At 65.9% G+C, this 17,963-nt stretch carries 17 protein-coding genes; 11 read left to right on the top strand and 6 right to left on the bottom strand.

Annotated features, from left to right (window positions below; all coding sequences use genetic code 11):
• Positions 1–44 precede the first annotated feature (44 nt).
• The 4 genes from WKW80_RS14285 to WKW80_RS14270 all read left to right on the top strand — a co-directional run bounded on the left by WKW80_RS14285 (position 45) and on the right by WKW80_RS14270 (position 3,691).
• Positions 45–1,349, top strand: a complete 1,305-nt coding sequence (locus WKW80_RS14285; RefSeq protein WP_340364414.1) for an NRAMP family divalent metal transporter — start codon at positions 45–47, stop codon at positions 1,347–1,349.
• Between the two features lie 125 nt (positions 1,350–1,474).
• Positions 1,475–2,833: a chromate efflux transporter gene (chrA, locus tag WKW80_RS14280; RefSeq protein ID WP_422822910.1), complete on the top strand. Its 1,359-nt coding sequence runs from the start codon at positions 1,475–1,477 to the stop codon at positions 2,831–2,833.
• Positions 2,834–2,926: 93 nt separating this feature from the next.
• Positions 2,927–3,115, top strand: a complete 189-nt coding sequence (locus WKW80_RS14275; RefSeq protein WP_340364233.1) for a hypothetical protein — start codon at positions 2,927–2,929, stop codon at positions 3,113–3,115.
• An 18-nt stretch (positions 3,116–3,133) separates the two neighbouring features.
• Positions 3,134–3,691, top strand: coding sequence for a DedA family protein (locus tag WKW80_RS14270; RefSeq protein ID WP_340364232.1), 558 nt, complete (start codon positions 3,134–3,136; stop codon positions 3,689–3,691).
• 18 nt (positions 3,692–3,709) lie between these two features.
• Here the strand turns inward: WKW80_RS14270 and WKW80_RS14265 are convergent, their stop codons facing one another.
• Genes WKW80_RS14265 through WKW80_RS14250 form a run of 4 tightly spaced genes read right to left on the bottom strand, consistent with a single transcriptional unit; the run spans position 3,710 to position 8,326 of the window.
• Entirely contained in the window at positions 3,710–4,678 is a 969-nt protein-coding gene (locus tag WKW80_RS14265) for an ABC transporter permease (protein ID WP_340364231.1), read from the bottom strand.
• The gene (locus WKW80_RS14260; RefSeq protein ID WP_340364230.1) at positions 4,675–5,664 is read right to left on the bottom strand and encodes an ABC transporter permease; all 990 of its coding nucleotides are present in this window, start codon (positions 5,662–5,664) and stop codon (positions 4,675–4,677) included. Before WKW80_RS14260 ends, WKW80_RS14265 begins: the two co-directional genes overlap by 4 nt.
• On the bottom strand, positions 5,664–7,187 hold the full coding sequence (locus WKW80_RS14255; protein ID WP_340364229.1) for a sugar ABC transporter ATP-binding protein: 1,524 nt from the start codon (positions 7,185–7,187) through the stop codon (positions 5,664–5,666). Before WKW80_RS14255 ends, WKW80_RS14260 begins: the two co-directional genes overlap by 1 nt.
• Before the next feature lie 14 nt (positions 7,188–7,201).
• Positions 7,202–8,326, bottom strand: coding sequence for a sugar ABC transporter substrate-binding protein (locus WKW80_RS14250; protein ID WP_340364228.1), 1,125 nt, complete (start codon positions 8,324–8,326; stop codon positions 7,202–7,204).
• Between the two features lie 331 nt (positions 8,327–8,657).
• On the opposite strand from WKW80_RS14250, the gene WKW80_RS14245 reads away from it, so the two are divergent.
• From WKW80_RS14245 to WKW80_RS14235, 3 genes are read left to right on the top strand one after another with little or no spacing between them, the layout of a single operon-like run.
• Positions 8,658–10,085, top strand: coding sequence for an NfeD family protein (locus tag WKW80_RS14245; protein WP_422822906.1), 1,428 nt, complete (start codon positions 8,658–8,660; stop codon positions 10,083–10,085).
• The gene (locus WKW80_RS14240) at positions 10,082–10,840 is read left to right on the top strand and encodes a slipin family protein (protein ID WP_340364226.1); all 759 of its coding nucleotides are present in this window, start codon (positions 10,082–10,084) and stop codon (positions 10,838–10,840) included. Before WKW80_RS14245 ends, WKW80_RS14240 begins: the two co-directional genes overlap by 4 nt.
• 56 nt (positions 10,841–10,896) lie before the next feature.
• Positions 10,897–11,259, top strand: a complete 363-nt coding sequence (locus tag WKW80_RS14235) for a hypothetical protein (protein ID WP_340364225.1) — start codon at positions 10,897–10,899, stop codon at positions 11,257–11,259.
• 15 nt (positions 11,260–11,274) lie between these two features.
• Here WKW80_RS14235 and WKW80_RS14230 read toward each other — a convergent pair whose 3' ends face one another.
• Together WKW80_RS14230 and WKW80_RS14225 are read right to left on the bottom strand one after the other, a co-directional pair.
• The gene (locus tag WKW80_RS14230; protein ID WP_340364224.1) at positions 11,275–11,583 is read right to left on the bottom strand and encodes a hypothetical protein; all 309 of its coding nucleotides are present in this window, start codon (positions 11,581–11,583) and stop codon (positions 11,275–11,277) included.
• Positions 11,584–12,070: 487 nt separating this feature from the next.
• Positions 12,071–12,334 (bottom strand): hypothetical protein, encoded by a 264-nt coding sequence (locus WKW80_RS14225; RefSeq protein ID WP_340364223.1) that lies wholly within the window; start codon positions 12,332–12,334, stop codon positions 12,071–12,073.
• 401 nt (positions 12,335–12,735) lie between these two features.
• Here WKW80_RS14225 and WKW80_RS14220 point away from each other — a divergent pair, with 401 nt between their 5' ends.
• The 4 genes from WKW80_RS14220 (at position 12,736) to WKW80_RS14205 (ending at position 17,940) form a co-directional block, all read left to right on the top strand.
• Positions 12,736–15,696, top strand: coding sequence for an ATP-binding protein (locus WKW80_RS14220; RefSeq protein ID WP_340364222.1), 2,961 nt, complete (start codon positions 12,736–12,738; stop codon positions 15,694–15,696).
• Positions 15,697–16,025: 329 nt separating this feature from the next.
• Positions 16,026–16,406: a response regulator gene (locus tag WKW80_RS14215; protein WP_340364221.1), complete on the top strand. Its 381-nt coding sequence runs from the start codon at positions 16,026–16,028 to the stop codon at positions 16,404–16,406.
• Positions 16,403–17,515, top strand: a complete 1,113-nt coding sequence (locus WKW80_RS14210) for an adenylate/guanylate cyclase domain-containing protein (RefSeq protein ID WP_340364220.1) — start codon at positions 16,403–16,405, stop codon at positions 17,513–17,515. Before WKW80_RS14215 ends, WKW80_RS14210 begins: the two co-directional genes overlap by 4 nt.
• Positions 17,516–17,640: 125 nt before the next feature.
• A complete protein-coding gene (locus WKW80_RS14205; RefSeq protein ID WP_340364219.1) occupies positions 17,641–17,940 on the top strand; it encodes a hypothetical protein in 300 nt (99 codons plus the stop codon).
• The last annotated feature ends 23 nt before the right edge of the window (positions 17,941–17,963 follow it).

Genomic DNA, 17,963 nt, shown 5'->3' with positions numbered 1-17,963 from the left:
TTTGAACAAGAGGGGCCACCGTGGCAACTGAGCGAAAACTTGCATTGGCGGCAGGGGCGCAATCGGCAGCGGCCGGGCCTGCAGACGACGAATCATGGTTGAAGAAGCTCGGCCCCGGCCTCATCACGGGAGCCGCTGACGACGACCCCAGCGGCATCGCCACCTACTCGCAGGCGGGCGCCAGGTTCGGGTTCGGGCTTCTGTGGACCATTGTCCTTACCTACCCGTTGATGGTGGCGATCCAGCTCATCGCGGCGCGGATCGGGCAGGTCACCGGCCACGGCCTTGCCACCAACATCCGCCGCCACTTTCCGGGCTGGCTGCTCTACAGCCTCGTGCTGTTGCTGCTCGTGGCCAACGCCATCAACATTGCGGCGGACATTGCCGCGATGGCCGATGCGGCGCGCCTGCTCGTCGGCGGTGGGCGCCATTGGTACGTCGTTTTCTTTGGCGTGCTGTCGATCGTGCTGCAGGTCTTCATCCCGTACTCGCGCTACGTCAGGATTCTCAAGTGGCTCACGCTGGCGCTGCTGGCCTATGTCGCGACCGTCTTCGTCATCGAGATTCCCTGGGGCCAGGTGCTGGTCCACGCCTTCGTGCCCAGCGTGAAGCTGAACGCCGACGCCATCACCATGATCGTCGCCATCTTCGGCACGACGATCAGCCCCTACCTGTTCTTCTGGCAAGCGTCGCAGGAAGTGGAGGACCAGAAGGCCGATGTCAACGCCGTCAAGCTGAAGGGCGCGCCGATGTCGTATGCGCGCAAGGTGCTGAACCGGATCAAATCCGATACCTTCATCGGCATGGGGTTCTCGAACGCCGTCGCGTTCTTCATCATCCTGACGACGGCCATCACGCTCAACGCGCATGGCGTGACGCAGATCGAGACCTCCGCGCAGGCGGCCGATGCGCTGCGGCCCATCGCCGGCGAATTCGCGTTCCTGCTGTTCAGCCTGGGCATCATCGGAACCGGTCTGCTGGCCGTGCCGGTGCTCGCGGGTTCGGCGGCCTATGCCATGGCCGGTACCTTCCGCTGGAAGAACAGCCTCGAGTTGCGCCCGATGGCCGCCAAGCGCTTCTACGGAATCATCGCCATCTCGACGATGGTGGGCGTGGCGATCAACTTCATGCCCATCGACCCCATCAAGGCGCTGTTCTGGAGCGCCGTGATCAACGGCGTGATCTCGGTGCCGATCATGGTCGTCATGATGATGCTGGCATCGCGGGGCGACGTCATGGGCAAACTGACGCCGCCGCTGCGGCTCAAGGTCATCGGGTGGATCGCGACGGGCGTGATGGCCATCGCGGTGGTCGCGATGTTCTGGACCCTGGTCGTTGCGCCGGCCTGAGCGCGGTGCATTGCGGCGCAGCGGGGCGGCCTGTATCGTTCGTGCCCAGGCCGCCTGAAATTCCGAACTTGAACGCCGATCTCGACGCCAACGCAAACGCCGACCCAGACGCCAACCCCGACGCCATTGCCGACGCCAACCTGCCGGCCGCCGCACCGGAGGCCGTCGGCTTCGGCGAGGCGTTCCGCTTCTGGCTTCGGCTCGGCTTCATCAGCTTCGGCGGGCCGGCCGGCCAAATCGCGATCATGCACACCGAGTTGGTCGAGCGGCGCCGCTGGATCAGCGAGAAGCGCTTCCTGCATGCGTTGAACTACTGCATGCTCCTGCCGGGTCCGGAAGCCCAGCAATTGGCCACCTACATCGGCTGGCTGATGCATCGCACGTGGGGTGGCATCGTGGCCGGGGCATTGTTCGTGCTGCCGTCACTGTTCATCCTGATCGGGCTGTCGTGGATCTACATGCGGTTCGGCAGCCTGCCGGTCGTGGAGGGCGTCTTCCATGGCATCAAGCCTGCCGTGACGGCACTGGTGTTGCACGCGGCGCATCGCATCGGCAGCCGGGCGTTGAGAAACGGCTGGATGTGGGGTATTGCGGCACTGGCCTTCGTGGCGATCTTTGCGTTGGACGTGCCTTTCCCCGCGATCGTTGGCGCGGCCGCGCTCATCGGCCACTTCGGTGCGCGATGGGCGCCTGCGGTGTTCGCGCTTGGCGGCGGCCACGGCGGTGCGCAGCAGGGCTATGGCCCTGCACTGATCGACGACGACACGCCCACGCCGGCGCATGCGCGCTTCTCGCGCGGGCATCTGCTCCGGCTGCTGATCGTCGGGCTCGGTGCCTGGGCGATGGCGATGGGTGTGCTGGTCGCCACCGGCGGCCTGGACGGCGCGTTGACGCAGATGGGCTGGTTCTTCACCAAGGCTGCGCTGCTGACCTTCGGTGGCGCCTACGCGGTGCTGCCTTACGTCTACCAGGGCGCGGTCGAACAGCATCACTGGCTCACGGCCCCGCAGATGATCGATGGGCTCGCGCTGGGCGAGACCACGCCCGGGCCGCTGATCATGGTCGTCGCCTTTGTCGGCTTCGTCGGCGGATGGGCGAAGCAGGTGCTGGGCCCCGATGCGCTGTTCTCCAGCGGAGCACTGGCGGCGACAGTCGTCACCTTCTTCACCTTCCTGCCGTCCTTCATCTTCATCCTTGCGGGCGGCCCGCTGGTCGAGGCCACGCACGGCAAGCTGGGCTTCACCGCGCCACTGTCGGCCGTGACCGCGGCGGTCGTCGGCGTGATCCTGAACCTGGCGCTGTTCTTCGCTTATCACGTGCTGTGGCCGCAGGGCTTTGGTGGTCGCTTCGACCTTGTGTCGGCTGTGATTGCGGTGGTGGCGGTCGTCGCGTTGTTTCGCTTCAAGGTCGGCGTGATGCCGCTTCTGGGAGGTTGTGCGGCCGTCGGGCTGGTCGCCAGCTTGCTGCTTCCCGCGCTGCGTTGACGAACGCCGCACACGCATCAGGCCGCTTGCGACCGGAGGGCTTGCGTCGACGATCGCCTTGCTGATAGCGTCAGCGGCCAGAAGGAGACATGGATGGCGACATTCGCAGGGGTTCACGGCGCATGGTCCGCCGGCTGGGCCTGGCGGAAGATGCGCCCGTTGCTGCCCGGGCAGGGACGCGAGTTGTTCGCTCCGACGCACACGGGCCTCGGCGAACGCAGCCATTTCGCGCGCCCCGATGTACGCGCGACGCTGCTACACGGCATTGCCAGCGCGTCGTGATCGCCCGGAATCACCTCGATGTCCCTTGCACACCTCGTCACGGAATACGGCTACGGTGCCGTATTGGTCGGCAGCCTGCTCGAAGGCGAAACCGTCCTGCTGCTGGCCGGCATGGCATCGCATCATGGCTACCTGTCGTTTCCGCTTGTCGTGGCCATCGCGTTTTGCGGCGGCACGCTGGGAGATCAACTGCTCTTTCACATGGGACGCCGGCACGGCGCCGCGATGCTGCGGCAGTTTCCGACGCTGGCGGTGCGTTCCGAACCGGTGGCGCGGTTGATCCGGCGCCACCAGAATTGGCTGATCTTCGGGGTTCGCTTCATGTATGGACTGCGCCTGGTGGGACCGGTGGCGATCGGCATGAGCGAGGTTTCGGCAATGCGGTTCGCCGTGTTGAACTTGATCGGCGCCGCCGTGTGGGCGCTGCTCGTCACCGGCGTGGGCTACCTGTTCGGGCAGACCCTGAGCTGGCTGATCGCCGACCTGGGACGCTACGAGGCGCTGGCCTTGCTCGCGGCCGCCGCAGTGGCAGGCGTGGTTTTGGCGGTTCGCTGGCTGAAGGCACGGCGCAACTGAAAACCGCGCTGTGAATTCTCATTGCGAATGTCGCTGGCCCCGCCCGTACACCAGCAGCATCGCGATGATCACCACGCCGTAGGTGACCTGCCGTCCCATCTCCGGTATCTGCATCACCGACAGGATCGATTGCAGCAGCGTGATGAGCATGACCCCGACGACGGTGCCAAGGTAGGAGCCGCGTCCGCCCAGGATGTTGGTACCGCCCAGCACCACCGCCGCGATGGCGGGCAGCAGGTAGGCATCGCCCATCGCCTGGTAGGCCTTGGTCGAATAGCCGGTCAGCAGCACGCCAGCCGCGGCCGAACAGGCGCCGGCGATCGTGAAGCACAGCAGCGTGACAAGGCGCGTGTTGATGCCTGACAGGTAGGCCGCGCGCTCGCGATTGCCGACTGCGTAGATCGCGCGGCCCAGCGTGGTGCGGTGAAGCATGAACATCGTCGCGGCGCCCACCACCAGCCACACCAGCAGCGCATTGGGAATGCCCAGTAGCGAACGGCCGGTAGCAATCAGGTGCATGGCCGGCGTAGCACGGTCCTGCGGAGCGAAGCCGCCGGTCTGCACCACGATCAAGCCTTGCGCCACCGCGTTGATGCCCAGCGTGAAGATCATCGAAGGCACGCGCAGATAGGCCACGCCGATGCCGTTGATCGCGCCCAGCACGCAGCCGCATGCGATGCCGAACGGTATGGCGATGAGTTCGCCCGTCTGTCCCCACCAGCCGGCCGCGGCCGCCGACATCACCCCGCCGACCGTCACGATCCATGGCACCGAAAGGTCGATGCCGCCGAGCAGGATGACCACCATCGCGCCAGTCGCGACGATGCCGAGGAACGAGGCGATCTGCAGTTGCAGCAGCAGGTATTCGGCCGACAGGAAGTTCTTCGAATAGAGACTGCCGATCAGCAGCAGCGCGACCGTGCAGGCCGCCGCCGCGATCACCGGCAACTGTCCGGACCTTTTCAGGCGAATCGCAAGCTCGCTCACTTGAACAGGTCCAGTCGATTCGTGACCTTGAGCAACTGCAGCGCGCCCAGGCTCACGGCGGTGAGCAGGATCACGCCCTGGAACAGCGGCTGCCACAGCGGCTCCAGGTCGAACACGAAGAGCAGGTCGCCGATGGTGCGCAGCACCAGCGCGCCGAACACCGAGCCGATCGCCGTTCCCGCGCCGCCTGCCAGCGAAGTGCCGCCTATGACCACCGCCGCGATCGAGTTCAGCGTGTACACGCCGCCGATGGCCGACGAAGCCTCGCCCGAATAGGTCACGAAGGTCAGCAGCAGCCCGCCGATGGCCGCAAGGAATCCGGCCAGCGTGTAGGTAACGAGCTTGGTGCGCCCGATGTTCACGCCCGACATGTACGCCGCGCCTTCGGCCGAGCCGATGGCCAGCGCCGCGCGTCCGACCGCCGAGCGCCGGTACGGCACCCAGACCAGCAGCACCACGGCGAGCAGCACCCCGAGCATCGCCGGCACGCCGCCGGGCAGGGCGCCCGTCAGGGCGTCCGCCAGTCCGGCATACACGTCGCCGCCCGGCACGGGCCGCAAGCCCAGCGCGATGCCGAAGTAGATCGTGCCGGTCGCGAGCGTCGTGATGATTGGCTGCAGCCGGCCGACGACGATGATCGCGCCGTTGACAAAGCCGCACAGGGCGCCGACGCCCAGCACGATCACCACGCCCATCGCCGCCTGCAACGGCGTGCCGACCACCAGGTGAGAAGCCAGGCAGTTGGCCAGCACGAACACCATGCCCACCGACAGGTCGATACCCGAAGTCAGCACCGGCAGCGTCTGCGCCATCGCGACGACCGCCAGCAGCACGCCCTTGTTGGCGGCAGTCGTCAGCACCGGCACGGTCCAGCCGGTCTGGTGCTTGGTGATGTACAGCGCGAAGATGACGACGAACATCGCCAGCGCGGCATAGGCGCCAAAGTGCTCGCGGAAGTGGAATCGCCAGTCCGATCGCGATGGCATCAGTGCAAGGCCTCCGTCGTGAGGTTGAGTGCGCTGGCCACCAGCGCATGTTCAGTCAACCCGGGCCCCGCCAGCCAGCGCACGATGCGGCCGTCAAGGAACACGGCGACGCGGTCGCAGCAGCCGATGAGCTCCGCGTAGTCGGTGGAGTACAGCAGCACGGCAGCGCCTTCTTCCGCGAGGCGGCGCAACAGCACGTACATCTCCTGCTTGGTGCCTACGTCGATGCCGCGCGTGGGATCGCTCAGCAGGATGATGCGCGGCGCGTTCATCAACCACTTCGCGATCACCACCTTTTGCTGGTTGCCACCGGACAGCGTGCCGACGGCATCGCCCAGTTCCGGCGCCTTGATCGAAAGCTTGCGCACCATCTCGCCGGTCGCTCGGTCTTCCTCCGAGGCGATGACCACGCCCGCGCGGCTCAAGCGCTCCAGTGCCGCAAAGCTCAGGTTGTCACGCACCGACATGGGCAGCATGAGCCCGTCGGTCTTGCGGTCTTCCGGCACCAGCGCGATGCCGATGTCCTTGTGCTTGGCCATGCGCGGACTCTTCACGCTGACCGTCTTGCCGTCGAGCAGGACTTCGCCGCCCACGCCACGCAGCACGCCGAAAAGCGCCAGGAAAAACTCCCGCTGGCCCTGCCCATCCAGCCCGCCGAGGCCAACGATTTCGCCGGGCCGCGCAGTCAGCTCGATGTCGTGCAGCCGGCCGTTCCACGACATGCCGCGCACGTCGAGCGAGGGCGCGGCCGTCTCCACGGCGGGCCGCGGCGGCGGCTTGGGTGGAAACGCATGCGCGATGTCGCGGCCGATCATCATTTCCACTGTCTGTGCATCGGTCTTGGTGCCCGCCGCGAAAGTCGCCACATGCTGCCCGTTGCGAAACACCGAGCAGTCGTCGGCAAGGTCCGCGATCTCCTTCATCCGATGCGAGATGTAGACGATCGCCAGGCCCTCGTTGCGCAGTCGCTTGAGCAGCGTGTAGACGCGCTCCACGTCGGCTGCGGTAAGGGCGGAGGTGGCTTCGTCGAGGATCAGGATCTTCGGTTCGCGCGCCAGCGCCTTCGCGATCTCGACCATCTGCCGCCGCGACAGCGACAGGCTGCCCACCGGCGCCAGCGGATGAATGCCTTCCGCACCGGCGCGCGCCAGTGCCGCCTCGGCGATGCGCCGCTGCGCCTTGCGGTCGATCAGCCCGAAGCGCTTCGTCGGATTGGTGATGCAGATGTTGTCCGCCACGCTCAAGTCCGGCATCAGCGACAGCTCCTGGAAAATGCACGCGATGCCGGCCGACACGGCCTCCTGCGGATGGGCAAATCGGCGCTCCGTGCTCTCCAGCACGATGCGGCCCTCGTCGGGCTGCACCACGCCGGCCATCATCTTGATGAGCGTCGACTTGCCTGCACCGTTCTCGCCCAGCAATGCGTGGATGCGCCCTCGCGCGCAGGCGAACTGCGCGCGCTCCAGCGCACGCACCCCGCCATAGCGCTTGGAGACGTCGACGAGCTGGAGGATCGGGTCCAAATTTCGAACCGGTGTCAGTTGTTCTTCTCGTCCTTCGACATGATGTCCGTCGCCTTCAGGTTCACGCCGCAAGGCGGGAAGTCGTTGGTGGTGAAGAAGTTGTCGGTGAGGTCGGGGAAGTAGTTCTCGCCCGCCTTGAAGTCCGGGTGCGTCGCCGTCGGGATCGGCACCGAAATCAACTGCGGCATCACCTTGCCCTGCAGCGCTGCAACCGCAGCCTTCATCGAGATCGCCACCAGTCCCGGCGACTGGCCGAGCGAGGTGCATACCAGGCCGTCCTTGGCCCGTTCCGCACACAGCTTGCGGAAGCCGTTCTCCGCTTCGCCGGCCACCGGAATCATCTTGTGCTTGGCATCGATCAGGGCGCGCACCGCGCCGGTGGAACCGCCCTGCACGAACATGCCGTCGAAGTTCTTGTGCACGGCCACGGCGTCGGCCACCGCCTTCTGCGCGGTGCCGTCGTCCCAGTTGCCGACCACCTCGACTACCTCGAACTTGTTGCCCGGCCCCTCGACCACCTTGCGGAAGCCCAGATGCCGGTCGCGGTCCACCGAGTTGCCAGGCACGCCGCGCACTTCGAGCAGCTTGCCGCTCTTGCTCGGGATGTTCTTCACCAGCCAGTCGCCGGACAGCGTGCCCATTGCGGTCTGGTCTTCATTGACCATCATCACCTCGGTGCTGTCGAGCACGTTGTCGAACGGCACCACCACCACGCCCGCGGCATTGGCGCGCTTGATCACCGGCGCAAACGCGGTCGGGTTCACCGCGATGGTGACGATGGCGTCATAGCCCGAGTTGATGAAGTTGTCGATCGCTGCGATCTGCGCCGCCACGTCGGTGCCGGTCGAGACGATCTTGAACTCCTTGAGGTTGTCCTTCATGTCCGGCGTGGCCGCATAGGCCTTGGCCATCTTGATCATCTGGATGCGCCAGGTGTTGCCCACGAATCCGTTGGCCAGCGCGAGGCGGTACGGTCCCTTCTTGGCCGGCCACTGGAAGTACTTGGTACTGGCATCCCAGGGCTTGAAACAGCCGGGGTTCTCGCCCGGACCGCTGACCACGGCCGGCCCGGCGGCATTCACTGCGGCAGATGCCACGAGCGCTGCGATGGCAGCGGCAACACGAACGCGATGGCTCATTTCTTTGTCTCCTCGGTGAGAACGGCGAGGCGCAGCGGTTGCGCTCGCCGAGGGGCCTGGCCACGTTGACGGGACTCTGCCCCTCGCACGGGCCCCGCCAGTCAGCTAACAAAGTTGCAGGATCATCATACAAATCGGGTTTGGTGTGGGTTGCGGGTATACCCTGTCCAATCGACTGGCGGAGGGCGTCGATGTGGCGCATGGGACATCGGCACCGATGGCATGCGGCGGCCTGCGGGTGTACGCTGCTTCAGGTAGCGCAAGCACCTCCTGAGGAGCGCGAAATGTCGAACCATTTCTGCCTGTCCGCCGAATCCGGCGCGCATCCGGCATGGAGCCCGCCATGACGATCCGCCGCTGGTGGCTGCGCGCGCTGGTGCCGCTGGTGCCGCTGGTGCTTTGGGCAGCGGTCCTGCAACTGGCTCCGTGCGCTGCCGCCACGGCCGACGTGGCGCCGGTGTTCCTGGTCCGTATCCAGGGCGCCATCGGCCCGGCGACGGCTGCCGAGATCAAGCGATCGCTGGAGCGGGCCGCGCGCGAGCACGCGCAACTCGTCGTGCTGCAGATGGACACGCCCGGCGGCCTCGACGTTGCAATGCGCAGCATCGTGCAGGACATCCTTGCGTCGCCGGTGCCGGTGGCCGGCTATGTCGCGCCGTCGGGTGCGCGCGCGGCCAGTGCCGGTACGTACATCCTCTATGCCTGCCAGGTTGCGGCGATGGCGCCGGCGACCAACCTCGGCGCCGCGACGCCGGTGGAAATCGGCATGCCCGACATGGGCGGCGGCAAGGCACCCGCGACCCCGCCGTCGGGCGCCGCCTCCGCGCCCGCGAAGCACGACGACACGATGGCCGCCAAGCGCGTCAACGACGCAAGCGCCTATATCCGCAGCCTGGCGCAACTGCGTGGCCGCGATGTCGCCTGGGCCGAACAGGCGGTGCGCGAATCGGTGAGCCTGGCGGCCACTGAAGCACTCACGCGCAAGGTGATCGACCTCATCGCCACGGACCCCGCCGACTTGCTGCACCAACTGGACGGTCGCGCGCTGTCTGCCTTCAACGGCGCCGGGTCTGTGAAACTCGACACCGCTCACGCGGCAATCATCGTGGTCGAGCCGGACTGGCGCGCCAGGCTGCTGTCGGTCATCAGCGATCCGGGCCTTGCGCTGATGCTGATGATGATCGGCGTGTATGGGCTGTTGTTCGAGTTCATGAACCCGGGATACATCGCACCGGGCGTGATCGGCGGCGTCGCCCTGTTGCTCGCCCTGTGGGCGCTGCAGATGCTGCCGATCAACTATGCCGGCATGGCCCTGATCCTGCTGGGCATCGCCTTCTTCGTTGCCGAGGCGTTCATGCCGACGTATGGGGCGCTCGGGCTGGGCGGCGTCGCTGCCTTCGGTTTCGGCGCGCTGTTGCTGATCGACAGCGACGTGCCGGGCTTCGGTGTTCCGCCGTCGCTGATCGCCGGCCTGGCGCTGGTCTCGGCCGCCTTCGTCATCGTCCTCGGCCGGATGACGCTCAAGGCGCGCGCGCGGCCCGTGCGCACCGGCTTGCAGCGCTTCGTCGGCGCCACGGCCGAGGTCATCGAATTCGGCGGCGGCGAAGGCTGGGCCATGGTCGACGGCGAACGCTGGCGCATCAGTGCGGCGCAGGCGTTGCAGCCAGGCCAACTGGTGCGCATCGCGCGTGCCGAGGGCTTCACGCTGGAAGTCAACGCGGCCGCACCGACCCCTTCCACAGGAGCAAGCCCAGGATGATTTCAATTTTCTTGTTGCCTTCGATCCTGGTCCTGCTGGCATTGCTCGCAGGCAGTTCGCTGCGCATCCTGCGCGAGTACCAGCGCGGCGTGGTGTTCCAGCTCGGTCGCTTCTGGCGCGTCAAGGGGCCGGGGCTGGTGCTCCTCATCCCGGGCGTGCAGCAGATGGTTCGCATCGACCTGCGCATCGTGGTGCTGGATGTGCCGGCGCAAGACGTGATCTCGCGCGACAACGTGACGCTCAAGGTCAACGCCGTGCTTTACTTCCGGGTGGTGGACCCGGAGCGCGCGGTGATCCAGGTCGAGAACTTCCTGGCCGCCACCAGCCAGTTGGCGCAGACGACGCTGCGGGCGGTGCTCGGCAAGCACACGCTCGACGAAATGCTGTCGGAGCGCGAGCGGCTGAACCTCGACCTGCAGAAGATCCTCGACAGCCAGACCGATGCCTGGGGCATCAAGGTCACCAACGTCGAGATCAAACACGTCGACCTGAACGACTCCATGATCCGCGCCATTGCGCGGCAAGCCGAGGCCGAGCGCGAGCGGCGCGCCAAGGTCATCCACGCCGAGGGCGAGTTGCAGGCTGCCGAGAAGCTTGCACAGGCCGCGGAAATTCTTGCCGCGCAGCCGCAGGCGATCCAGTTGCGCTATCTGGAAACCCTTACCGTGATTGCCGCCGACAAGAACTCGACCATCGTGTTCCCGCTGCCGATGGACATCGTCGCGCCGCTGATCGAGAGCATGAAGCGACCCTGAACTTGCGCGGGCAATCGGAGGTCGAACGAATCTTCTTCATCCTCCTGGAGGTCATCGTGAAGAAACTGTTGACCTTGGTCATTCTTGCTGCCGCCGCGGCCGCCGTACCCGTCGCGAGCCTTGCCAACAACGGAGGGCGCGGAGGAGGACACGGAGGAGGGCACGGATTTGCCGGAGGCATGCATGCAGGCGTCGGGCCGCACTTCAACCATGGGTTCTTTCCGGTGGTCCGCCCGTTTCCTTTCAGGCGCGGCGTCGTGGTCGTGGGCGGGGCTTTTCCGCTCGCCTATGGCTACTACAACTACGCGCCGGTCGGCTATCCGGCCGCGCAGCCGGTGTACCTGTACTGTCAGAACCCGCCGGGCTACTACCCGCAAATCCAGTACTGCCCGACCGGCTGGACGCAGGTAGTGCAATAGGCCAGTTGGCCGGGCTCAGCGATCCTTGACTGGGAGCCAGCCGCCCCATTTCGTGGTTGGCCGGACCGGCGGGCCCTTTACGTCCGCGATCAACTCGCGCACCGCCTGGTTCAACAGGGCGAGGTAGGCGATGTCCGCATTGCGGGAAAGAGTCAGGGCCGTCGCCAGTTGCTCGAAATCCTTTTCTGACGGCCCATCGCCGTTTCCGCCCAGTTCCGCCGCAAAAGAGCGCGCCAGGCGCTCCTGCGCATAGGCGTAGGTCACGTACCTTGCCGCGCGTTCAGCGAAGGCGACATCCAGTTGGAGTTGCAGGAGCGGGTTCATATCGGGCCCTTTCGTCGAGGCCACTTCGAACCCCGTGGAGAGCAGCGTCCGGCTTCTGAAGGCGCCTGTGTGTACGCCGAATCAAGAACGCCCCTAAGGCAAAGCGCACATCGTGTTGTAGGCATCGGCTGAGTCCGGTCCGCACTGTCTCGCGGCCACGACGAGGGTTTTCACCTAATACCCACGCCGCAGGCGCGCTTGCACCGGCGGGTTCGACTCACACGACGCAGAGCATCACTTCGATGGCCTTGGGCCGCTGACGCAAGACCGGCTGCCTCGCAAGGCAGCCGGCCTGTTGCACCATGATCGGTGCGGGCGAGCCTTCGGGCTTTCCCGCACCGTTTGCGTTTGGAGGAGGGATGCCCGGGGTTTCGCCGAGATGCTCTCGCTCGACCCCGTCGTTCGAAGCACGTCACCCCGCGTTGCACAAGCCTCGCCCGTGTGGCGAGACGAGGCCGGACCCAGATCAGTTCGCCAGCTCGTTGTTCTAGCTTGCCCGCTTGCCGTTCAGCGCATAGAGCGCAGGCTGCTCGATCACGCTGACTTCGCTGAGCGTACCCGATGAGGCGGCGGCCAGTTGGGTCTGCTGGATCTCGCGTTCGAGTCGCTTCGCCCGTTCGGCATACATCTTGGCCAGCGCGCTGTGATGTTCCGCGGCGGCCTGGTGTTCCAGGCGCGCCATGTGTGCCTCTTCCAGCAGCACGACGGCACGCCGTATGTGTTGCTTGGGTCCGGAAAACAGGTTGAACATTGCGAACTCCTTTGCAGGGTAGACGAACAACTGGATAAGCCGACGCACAAACACATTCTTCGAGGGCACGGGGCTGTGGGTCAAGCCCCCATGTGTGCGATCGTTGCGTATTGGGTCTGTTCAAACGATGTAGGCCGTGCGTCGCTTCGCTGACGGCTCCTTTGCACCACAACGTGGCGTACCTTGCGAAAAGTCGCCACCGGCGTAGCATCCGGGCGAGTGAACAAGCGCCAGTTCTCTCTGATCACCACGTGTGGTGGCCCTGCTGGCCGCTGTGCGCACGGCGTCGGCGCAGGCAATTGCGCAGTCGGTGCTGGTGCGCGCCGAGAGGGTGATCGAATGACCTCCGCCCGGCCGCCCGAAATAGCTCGCACCGTAGTGCGAAGCACGGAGCTCGCCTCATGAGCGCAGCGCCGGGCCGCGCCAAGCAAGCGAACACCTTCGTGGCGGCGCAACGAACACCTGAATCGCCGAGCGTCGGGGCTAACCCGGGGGCCGCCGCGCACTGGCGCCTGTTCCCCAAATACGCGACGTTGATCATCGCCGTGGTGGCCGGCGTGCTGGTCGTGAGCGGCGCCATCAGCATCTACTTCTCCTACCGGGAAACGCGCGCGCAACTCGTCGCACTGCAATTCGAAAAAGCGCAGGGTGCGGCCACGCGCATCGAGCAATACATGCTCGACATCGAGCATCAGTTGAGCTGGACCGCGTTGCCGCGCATCGAATCCGGCGGCGACCCGCTCGAGCAGCGGCGCATCGAATACCTCAAGCTGCTGCGCCAGACCCCGGCCATCACCGAGGTGGTCTGGATGGATCCCGCCGGCCTCGAACAACTGCGCGTCTCGCGGCTGCAGATGGACTCGACCACGACCGGCGCCGACATGTCCCGCGACCCGCGCTTCACCGGGGCTGCCGCCGGCAAGGCGTACTACGGCCCGGTCTATTTCCTCAAGGGCACCGAGCCCTACATGACGATCGCGCGCCCCGCCGGCAGCGGCGGTGGCGTGACCGCGGCGGAGGTGAACCTGAAGTTCGTCTGGGACGTGGTCTCGCGGATCAAGATCGGCAAGGCTGGCCTGGCATACGTGGTGGATTCGGGCGGCACGCTGATCGCGCACCCGGACATCAGCCTGGTGTTGAAGAAGAGCGACCTCAGTGCATTGCCGCAAGTCGCAGCGCGCGATGCACCGGAGGGCAACGCGCAGCCGGTGGCGCGCGACCTGTCGGGTGCCGAAGTGTTCGCAGCGCATGCGCGCATTCCGACCCTTGGCTGGACCGTGTTCGTCGAGTCGCCGCGGGCCGAGGCTTATGCGCCGCTTTACGCGACGATCCTGCGCACCGGCCTGTTGCTGCTGGCGGGCCTGCTGGTGGCAACGGCCTTGAGCTTCTTCCTCGCGCGCGCGCTGGTGCGTCCGATCCAGGCGCTGCAGGAAGGCGCCGCGAGGCTCGGCGCAGGCGATCTCGAGCATCGCATCGACGTCAGGACCGGAGACGAACTGGAAAGCCTGGCCGCGCAGTTCAACCAGATGGGAGACGACTTGCGTGCCTCGTACGCGGGGCTGGAGCGCATGGTCGACGAGCGCACCAGCGAGCTCACGGTGTCGCTCGCCTACCAGACGGCGACCAGCGAGATCCTGCGCGTGATCAGCGAATCGCCGACCGATGCGCAGCCGGTTTTCGATGCGGTGCTGCGCAGTTGCGAGCGCTTGTTCGGAGCGGTGCACATGGGAATTTCGATGGCGGGCGACGACGGGCTCGTGCATCTCGCGGCGCAGCACGGCACGGCTGACCGCGACGCGTTCGCAAGCACCTTTCCCGTGCCGTTGACGGCCGAATCGGGATCGGGCCAGGCGATCCTCCAGCGCCGCGTCGTGCAATACCCCGACGTCGATGCGCCCGATGTGCCTCACTTCGTGCGGCGCAGCAGTGCGTCGGTCGCTACGCGCTCGGTGGTGCTGGCGCCGTTGCTCTGGGAGGGGCGTGCCATCGGCGTGATCTTCATCGGCCGGCCCGCGCCGGGGCCGTTCTCGGAAAAGGACGTCGCGCTGTTGAAGACCTTCGCCGACCAGTCGGTCATCGCGATCCAGAACGCGCGGCTGTTCAACGACACCCGCGAGGCGCTGGAGCAGCAACGCGCATCCGCGGAGGTACTGAGCGTCATCGGTCGGTCGGTGGCTGATGCGCAGCCCGTGTTCGACAGCATCCTGCTGAGCTGCGAGCGCTTGTTCGACAACTCGCACGTCGTGATCGACCGCCTTGGAAGCGACAACGCCTGGCACCTCGCCGCCTACGCCGGGCCGCACCGCGAAGCGCTCGAAGCGCTGTACCCGACGCCGGCCAATGCGTCGATGCGCGGGCAGAGCGAATTGCTGGTGCGCAAGGTCACGCATTTTCCCGACGTTGCCAGCGCGGCCGGCATGTCCGAAACGCTTCGGCACGGCTGCGAGATCGTCGGCTGCAAGTCGCTCGCGATGGTGCCGATGCTGGCGGAAGAAGGGCGCATCGGCACGATCCTGGTCGGCCGCCACACGCGCGAGCCGTTCAGTGCCAAGGAGACGGCAATGCTGCTGACCTTTGCCGATCAGGCGGTGATCGCCATCCGCAATGCGCGCCTGATCCACGAGATCCGGACCACGAGCCGCGAGCTCGAGCAGGCCAACCAGCACAAGTCGGAGTTCCTCGCCAACATGTCGCACGAATTGCGCACGCCGCTCAACGCCATCATTGGCTTTTCCGAGGTCTTGTCGGAAAAGATGTTCGGCGACCTCAACGACAAGCAACTGGAGTACCTGAGCGACATCAACTCCTCGGGCCACCACCTTTTGTCACTCATCAACGACATCCTCGATCTCTCCAAGATCGAGGCCGGCCGCATGGAACTGGACCTGTCGTCGATCAACCTGCCGGTGCTGTTCGACAACAGCCTGACGCTCGTGCGCGAGCGCGCGCTGCGACAGGGGCTGACGTTGACGCTCGACGTCGACGAAGGCCTCGGCGACTGGGTGGCCGACCAGCGCAAGCTCAAGCAGGTGCTCATCAACCTGCTGTCGAACGCGGTCAAGTTCACGCCCGCAGGCGGCTGCGTGACGCTGCGCGCGCGCAAACTCGAGCATGCGGTGGAAATCGCCGTCGTCGACACCGGCGTGGGCATTGCCCCCGAGCAGCAGTCGCTGGTGTTCGAGGAGTTCCGGCAGGCCACCGGCGAATACCTGCGCAAGGCCGAAGGCACCGGCCTCGGCCTGGCCCTGGCCAAACGCTTCGTCGAGTTGCACGGCGGAACGATGCGCCTTGAAAGCGCGCCGGGCCAGGGATCGACCTTTGCGTTTGTCCTTCCTGAACGGGTGCTGGAGGCGACCTCATGAGCACCGCCCGGCCGCCCGAAGGTGCTCGGCACCGCAGTGCGAAGCACGGAGGTTTTCAGATGATTTCCGCCCGGCCGCCCGAAGGTGCTCGGCACCGCAGTGCGAAGCACGGAGGTTTTCAGATGACTCCGCCCGGCCGCCCGAAGGTGCTCGGCACCGCAGTGCGAAGCACGGAGGTTTTCAGATGATTCCGCCCGGCCGCCCGAAGGCGCTCGGCACCGCGGTGCGAAGCACGGAGGTCAACCAATGAGACATCCGGTGTCAGCCCCCTCGTGGAGCTTGAATGCGGCAGGCGCCGGCACCACAGTGCGCAGCATGGAGGTTTCCTCATGTCCACCATATTGATCGTCGAAGACAACGAAAAGAACATGAAGCTCGTGCGCGACATTCTCCAGTTCGAAGGCCATGCCACGCTGGAGGCGGCCACTGGTGCCGAGGGCGTGCGACTCGCGACCGAAAAGGTGCCGGACCTGATCCTCATGGACATCCAGTTGCCCGACTTCGACGGTGCCGAGGCGTTGCGCCGCATCCGCTCCGAGCGCGCGCTCGACGCCATCCCGATCCTTGCCGTGTCCGCATCCGTCATGCCGGACGAGCAGCAGAAGGTCATCAACTCGGGCTTCGATGCCTTCATCACCAAGCCGATCGACCTGAAGCATTTCCGCGCGACCGTGAAGCGGTTTCTGGGTCCGGGGAGGCAGACGCAGTGAACGCCACAGCTTCCAAGATACTCGTCGTCGATGACGTTCCGGTGAACGTCAAGCTGCTCGCCGACATCCTGACGGTGAAGGGCTTTGACGTGGTCACTGCGTTGTCCGGCCCGCAGGCGCTTGCGTTGCTGGCCACCGAGAAGCCCGACCTCGTGTTGCTCGACGTGATGATGCCCGGCATGAGCGGCTACGAGGTGTGCACGGCGATCCGCGCGGATCCGGCGCACGCGATGCTGCCGGTGGTGCTGGTGACGGCGCTCGACCCCGACAAGGAGCGCATCAAGGGCCTCGACGCCGGCGCCGACGACTTCCTGACCAAGCCTGTCAGCCAGGCCGAATTGCTGGCGCGCGTGCGCTCGCTGTTGCGCATCAAGCATCTGTACGACGAAGTGCAGCGACAGAGCGCTGAACTGGCGCAGTGGAATCGGCAGTTGGAGGAGCGGGTTGCTTCAGGTGTGCGCGAGCTGGAAAACCTGGGACGGCTGAAGCGCTTCTTCTCGCCGCAACTGGCCGAACTGATCGTTGCCGGCGGCGCCGACGATCCGCTGAAGAGCCATCGCCGCGAGATCACCGTCGTGTTCCTCGACCTGCGCGGGTTCACCGCCTTCACCGAGACCGCCGAGCCGGAGGAAGTGATGGGCGTGCTGGGCGAATACCACGCCGCCATGGGCCGGTTGATCCTGCACTATGAAGGCACGCTGGAGCGCTTTTCGGGCGACGGGATGATGGTGTTTTTCAACGACCCTGTGCCGATCCCCGACCCCGGCCTGCGCGCCGTGCAGATGGCGCAGGCCATGCAGCAGGAGGTTGCGGCGCTCAGCGCCGAATGGAAGCGGCGCGGCTACGACCTGACGATGGGCATTGGCATAGCGCAGGGCTTCGCCACCATCGGCGGCATCGGCTTTCCCGGTCGCATCGACTACGGCGCCATCGGCACCGTGACCAATCTCGCTGCGCGCCTCTGTGGCGAAGCCGCGGGCGGCGAGATCCTGATGTCGCGGCGCGTGGTGGGCGCGCTCGACGGACGGTTGGGCGCGGAGCCCGCGGGGGACCTGATGCTGAAGGGCTTTCAACGGCCAGTGCCGACATTTCGGGTAGTAATTGGCTGACAAATGCGGCGCACCAGCTTGCCCCAGCCTATCTACATGTAGAGCGAAAGATGTATTGTCCTTGCGCGCTTGGTACATACAATTTCTTACATCCAACCAACCACTGGTTTTTTAACCAGACTCCGATGCTGATGTCACCCTCCGATCTCAAGCGGGCATTGCTCGATGCCCAACGAGGAAATGGGATCTCGCCGAATGCCAGCCAGAGGCTGCTCGACGAGGGTTGGGCCGAATGGGTCGACTATGAACTCGGCACGCCCATCGACGAAAACAGCCCGCGCTCGCTGTTGCGCCTGACCCCCACGGGAATTGAGCAACTCGAGGCCCTGGAGGCCACGCCGATCGAGGCCGCCGTTGACGCTCAACCTGCGCACCCCGGATCGCCCAGCTATCCGGGCGCCTTCCGCGCGCAGCCAGCTTCCTGAGCTTTTGAGGCGAAAGGCGGCCT

The sequence above is a fragment of the Variovorax humicola genome (genome assembly GCF_037889915.1).
GTDB classification, from domain to species: domain Bacteria; phylum Pseudomonadota; class Gammaproteobacteria; order Burkholderiales; family Burkholderiaceae_C; genus Variovorax; species Variovorax humicola.
Note: the sequence above shows the minus strand (reverse complement) of the source record. Positions and strands in the feature narration are given on the sequence as shown.

What these genes read in the sequence shown, in the direction of transcription:
- WKW80_RS14275 (WP_340364233.1), top strand. Translation starts at nt 2,927, where the DNA reads ATGGCGACATTCGCAGGGGTTCACGGCGCATGGTCCGCCGGCTGGGCC.
- WKW80_RS14270 (WP_340364232.1), top strand. Translation starts at nt 3,134, where the DNA reads ATGTCCCTTGCACACCTCGTCACGGAATACGGCTACGGTGCCGTATTG.
- WKW80_RS14260 (WP_340364230.1), bottom strand. Translation starts at nt 5,664, where the DNA reads ATGCCATCGCGATCGGACTGGCGATTCCACTTCCGCGAGCACTTTGGC.
- WKW80_RS14250 (WP_340364228.1), bottom strand. Translation starts at nt 8,326, where the DNA reads ATGAGCCATCGCGTTCGTGTTGCCGCTGCCATCGCAGCGCTCGTGGCA.
- WKW80_RS14245 (WP_422822906.1), top strand. Translation starts at nt 8,658, where the DNA reads ATGGAGCCCGCCATGACGATCCGCCGCTGGTGGCTGCGCGCGCTGGTG.
- WKW80_RS14240 (WP_340364226.1), top strand. Translation starts at nt 10,082, where the DNA reads ATGATTTCAATTTTCTTGTTGCCTTCGATCCTGGTCCTGCTGGCATTG.
- WKW80_RS14230 (WP_340364224.1), bottom strand. Translation starts at nt 11,583, where the DNA reads ATGAACCCGCTCCTGCAACTCCAACTGGATGTCGCCTTCGCTGAACGC.
- WKW80_RS14225 (WP_340364223.1), bottom strand. Translation starts at nt 12,334, where the DNA reads ATGTTCAACCTGTTTTCCGGACCCAAGCAACACATACGGCGTGCCGTC.
- WKW80_RS14220 (WP_340364222.1), top strand. Translation starts at nt 12,736, where the DNA reads ATGAGCGCAGCGCCGGGCCGCGCCAAGCAAGCGAACACCTTCGTGGCG.
- WKW80_RS14215 (WP_340364221.1), top strand. Translation starts at nt 16,026, where the DNA reads ATGTCCACCATATTGATCGTCGAAGACAACGAAAAGAACATGAAGCTC.
- WKW80_RS14205 (WP_340364219.1), top strand. Translation starts at nt 17,641, where the DNA reads ATGCTGATGTCACCCTCCGATCTCAAGCGGGCATTGCTCGATGCCCAA.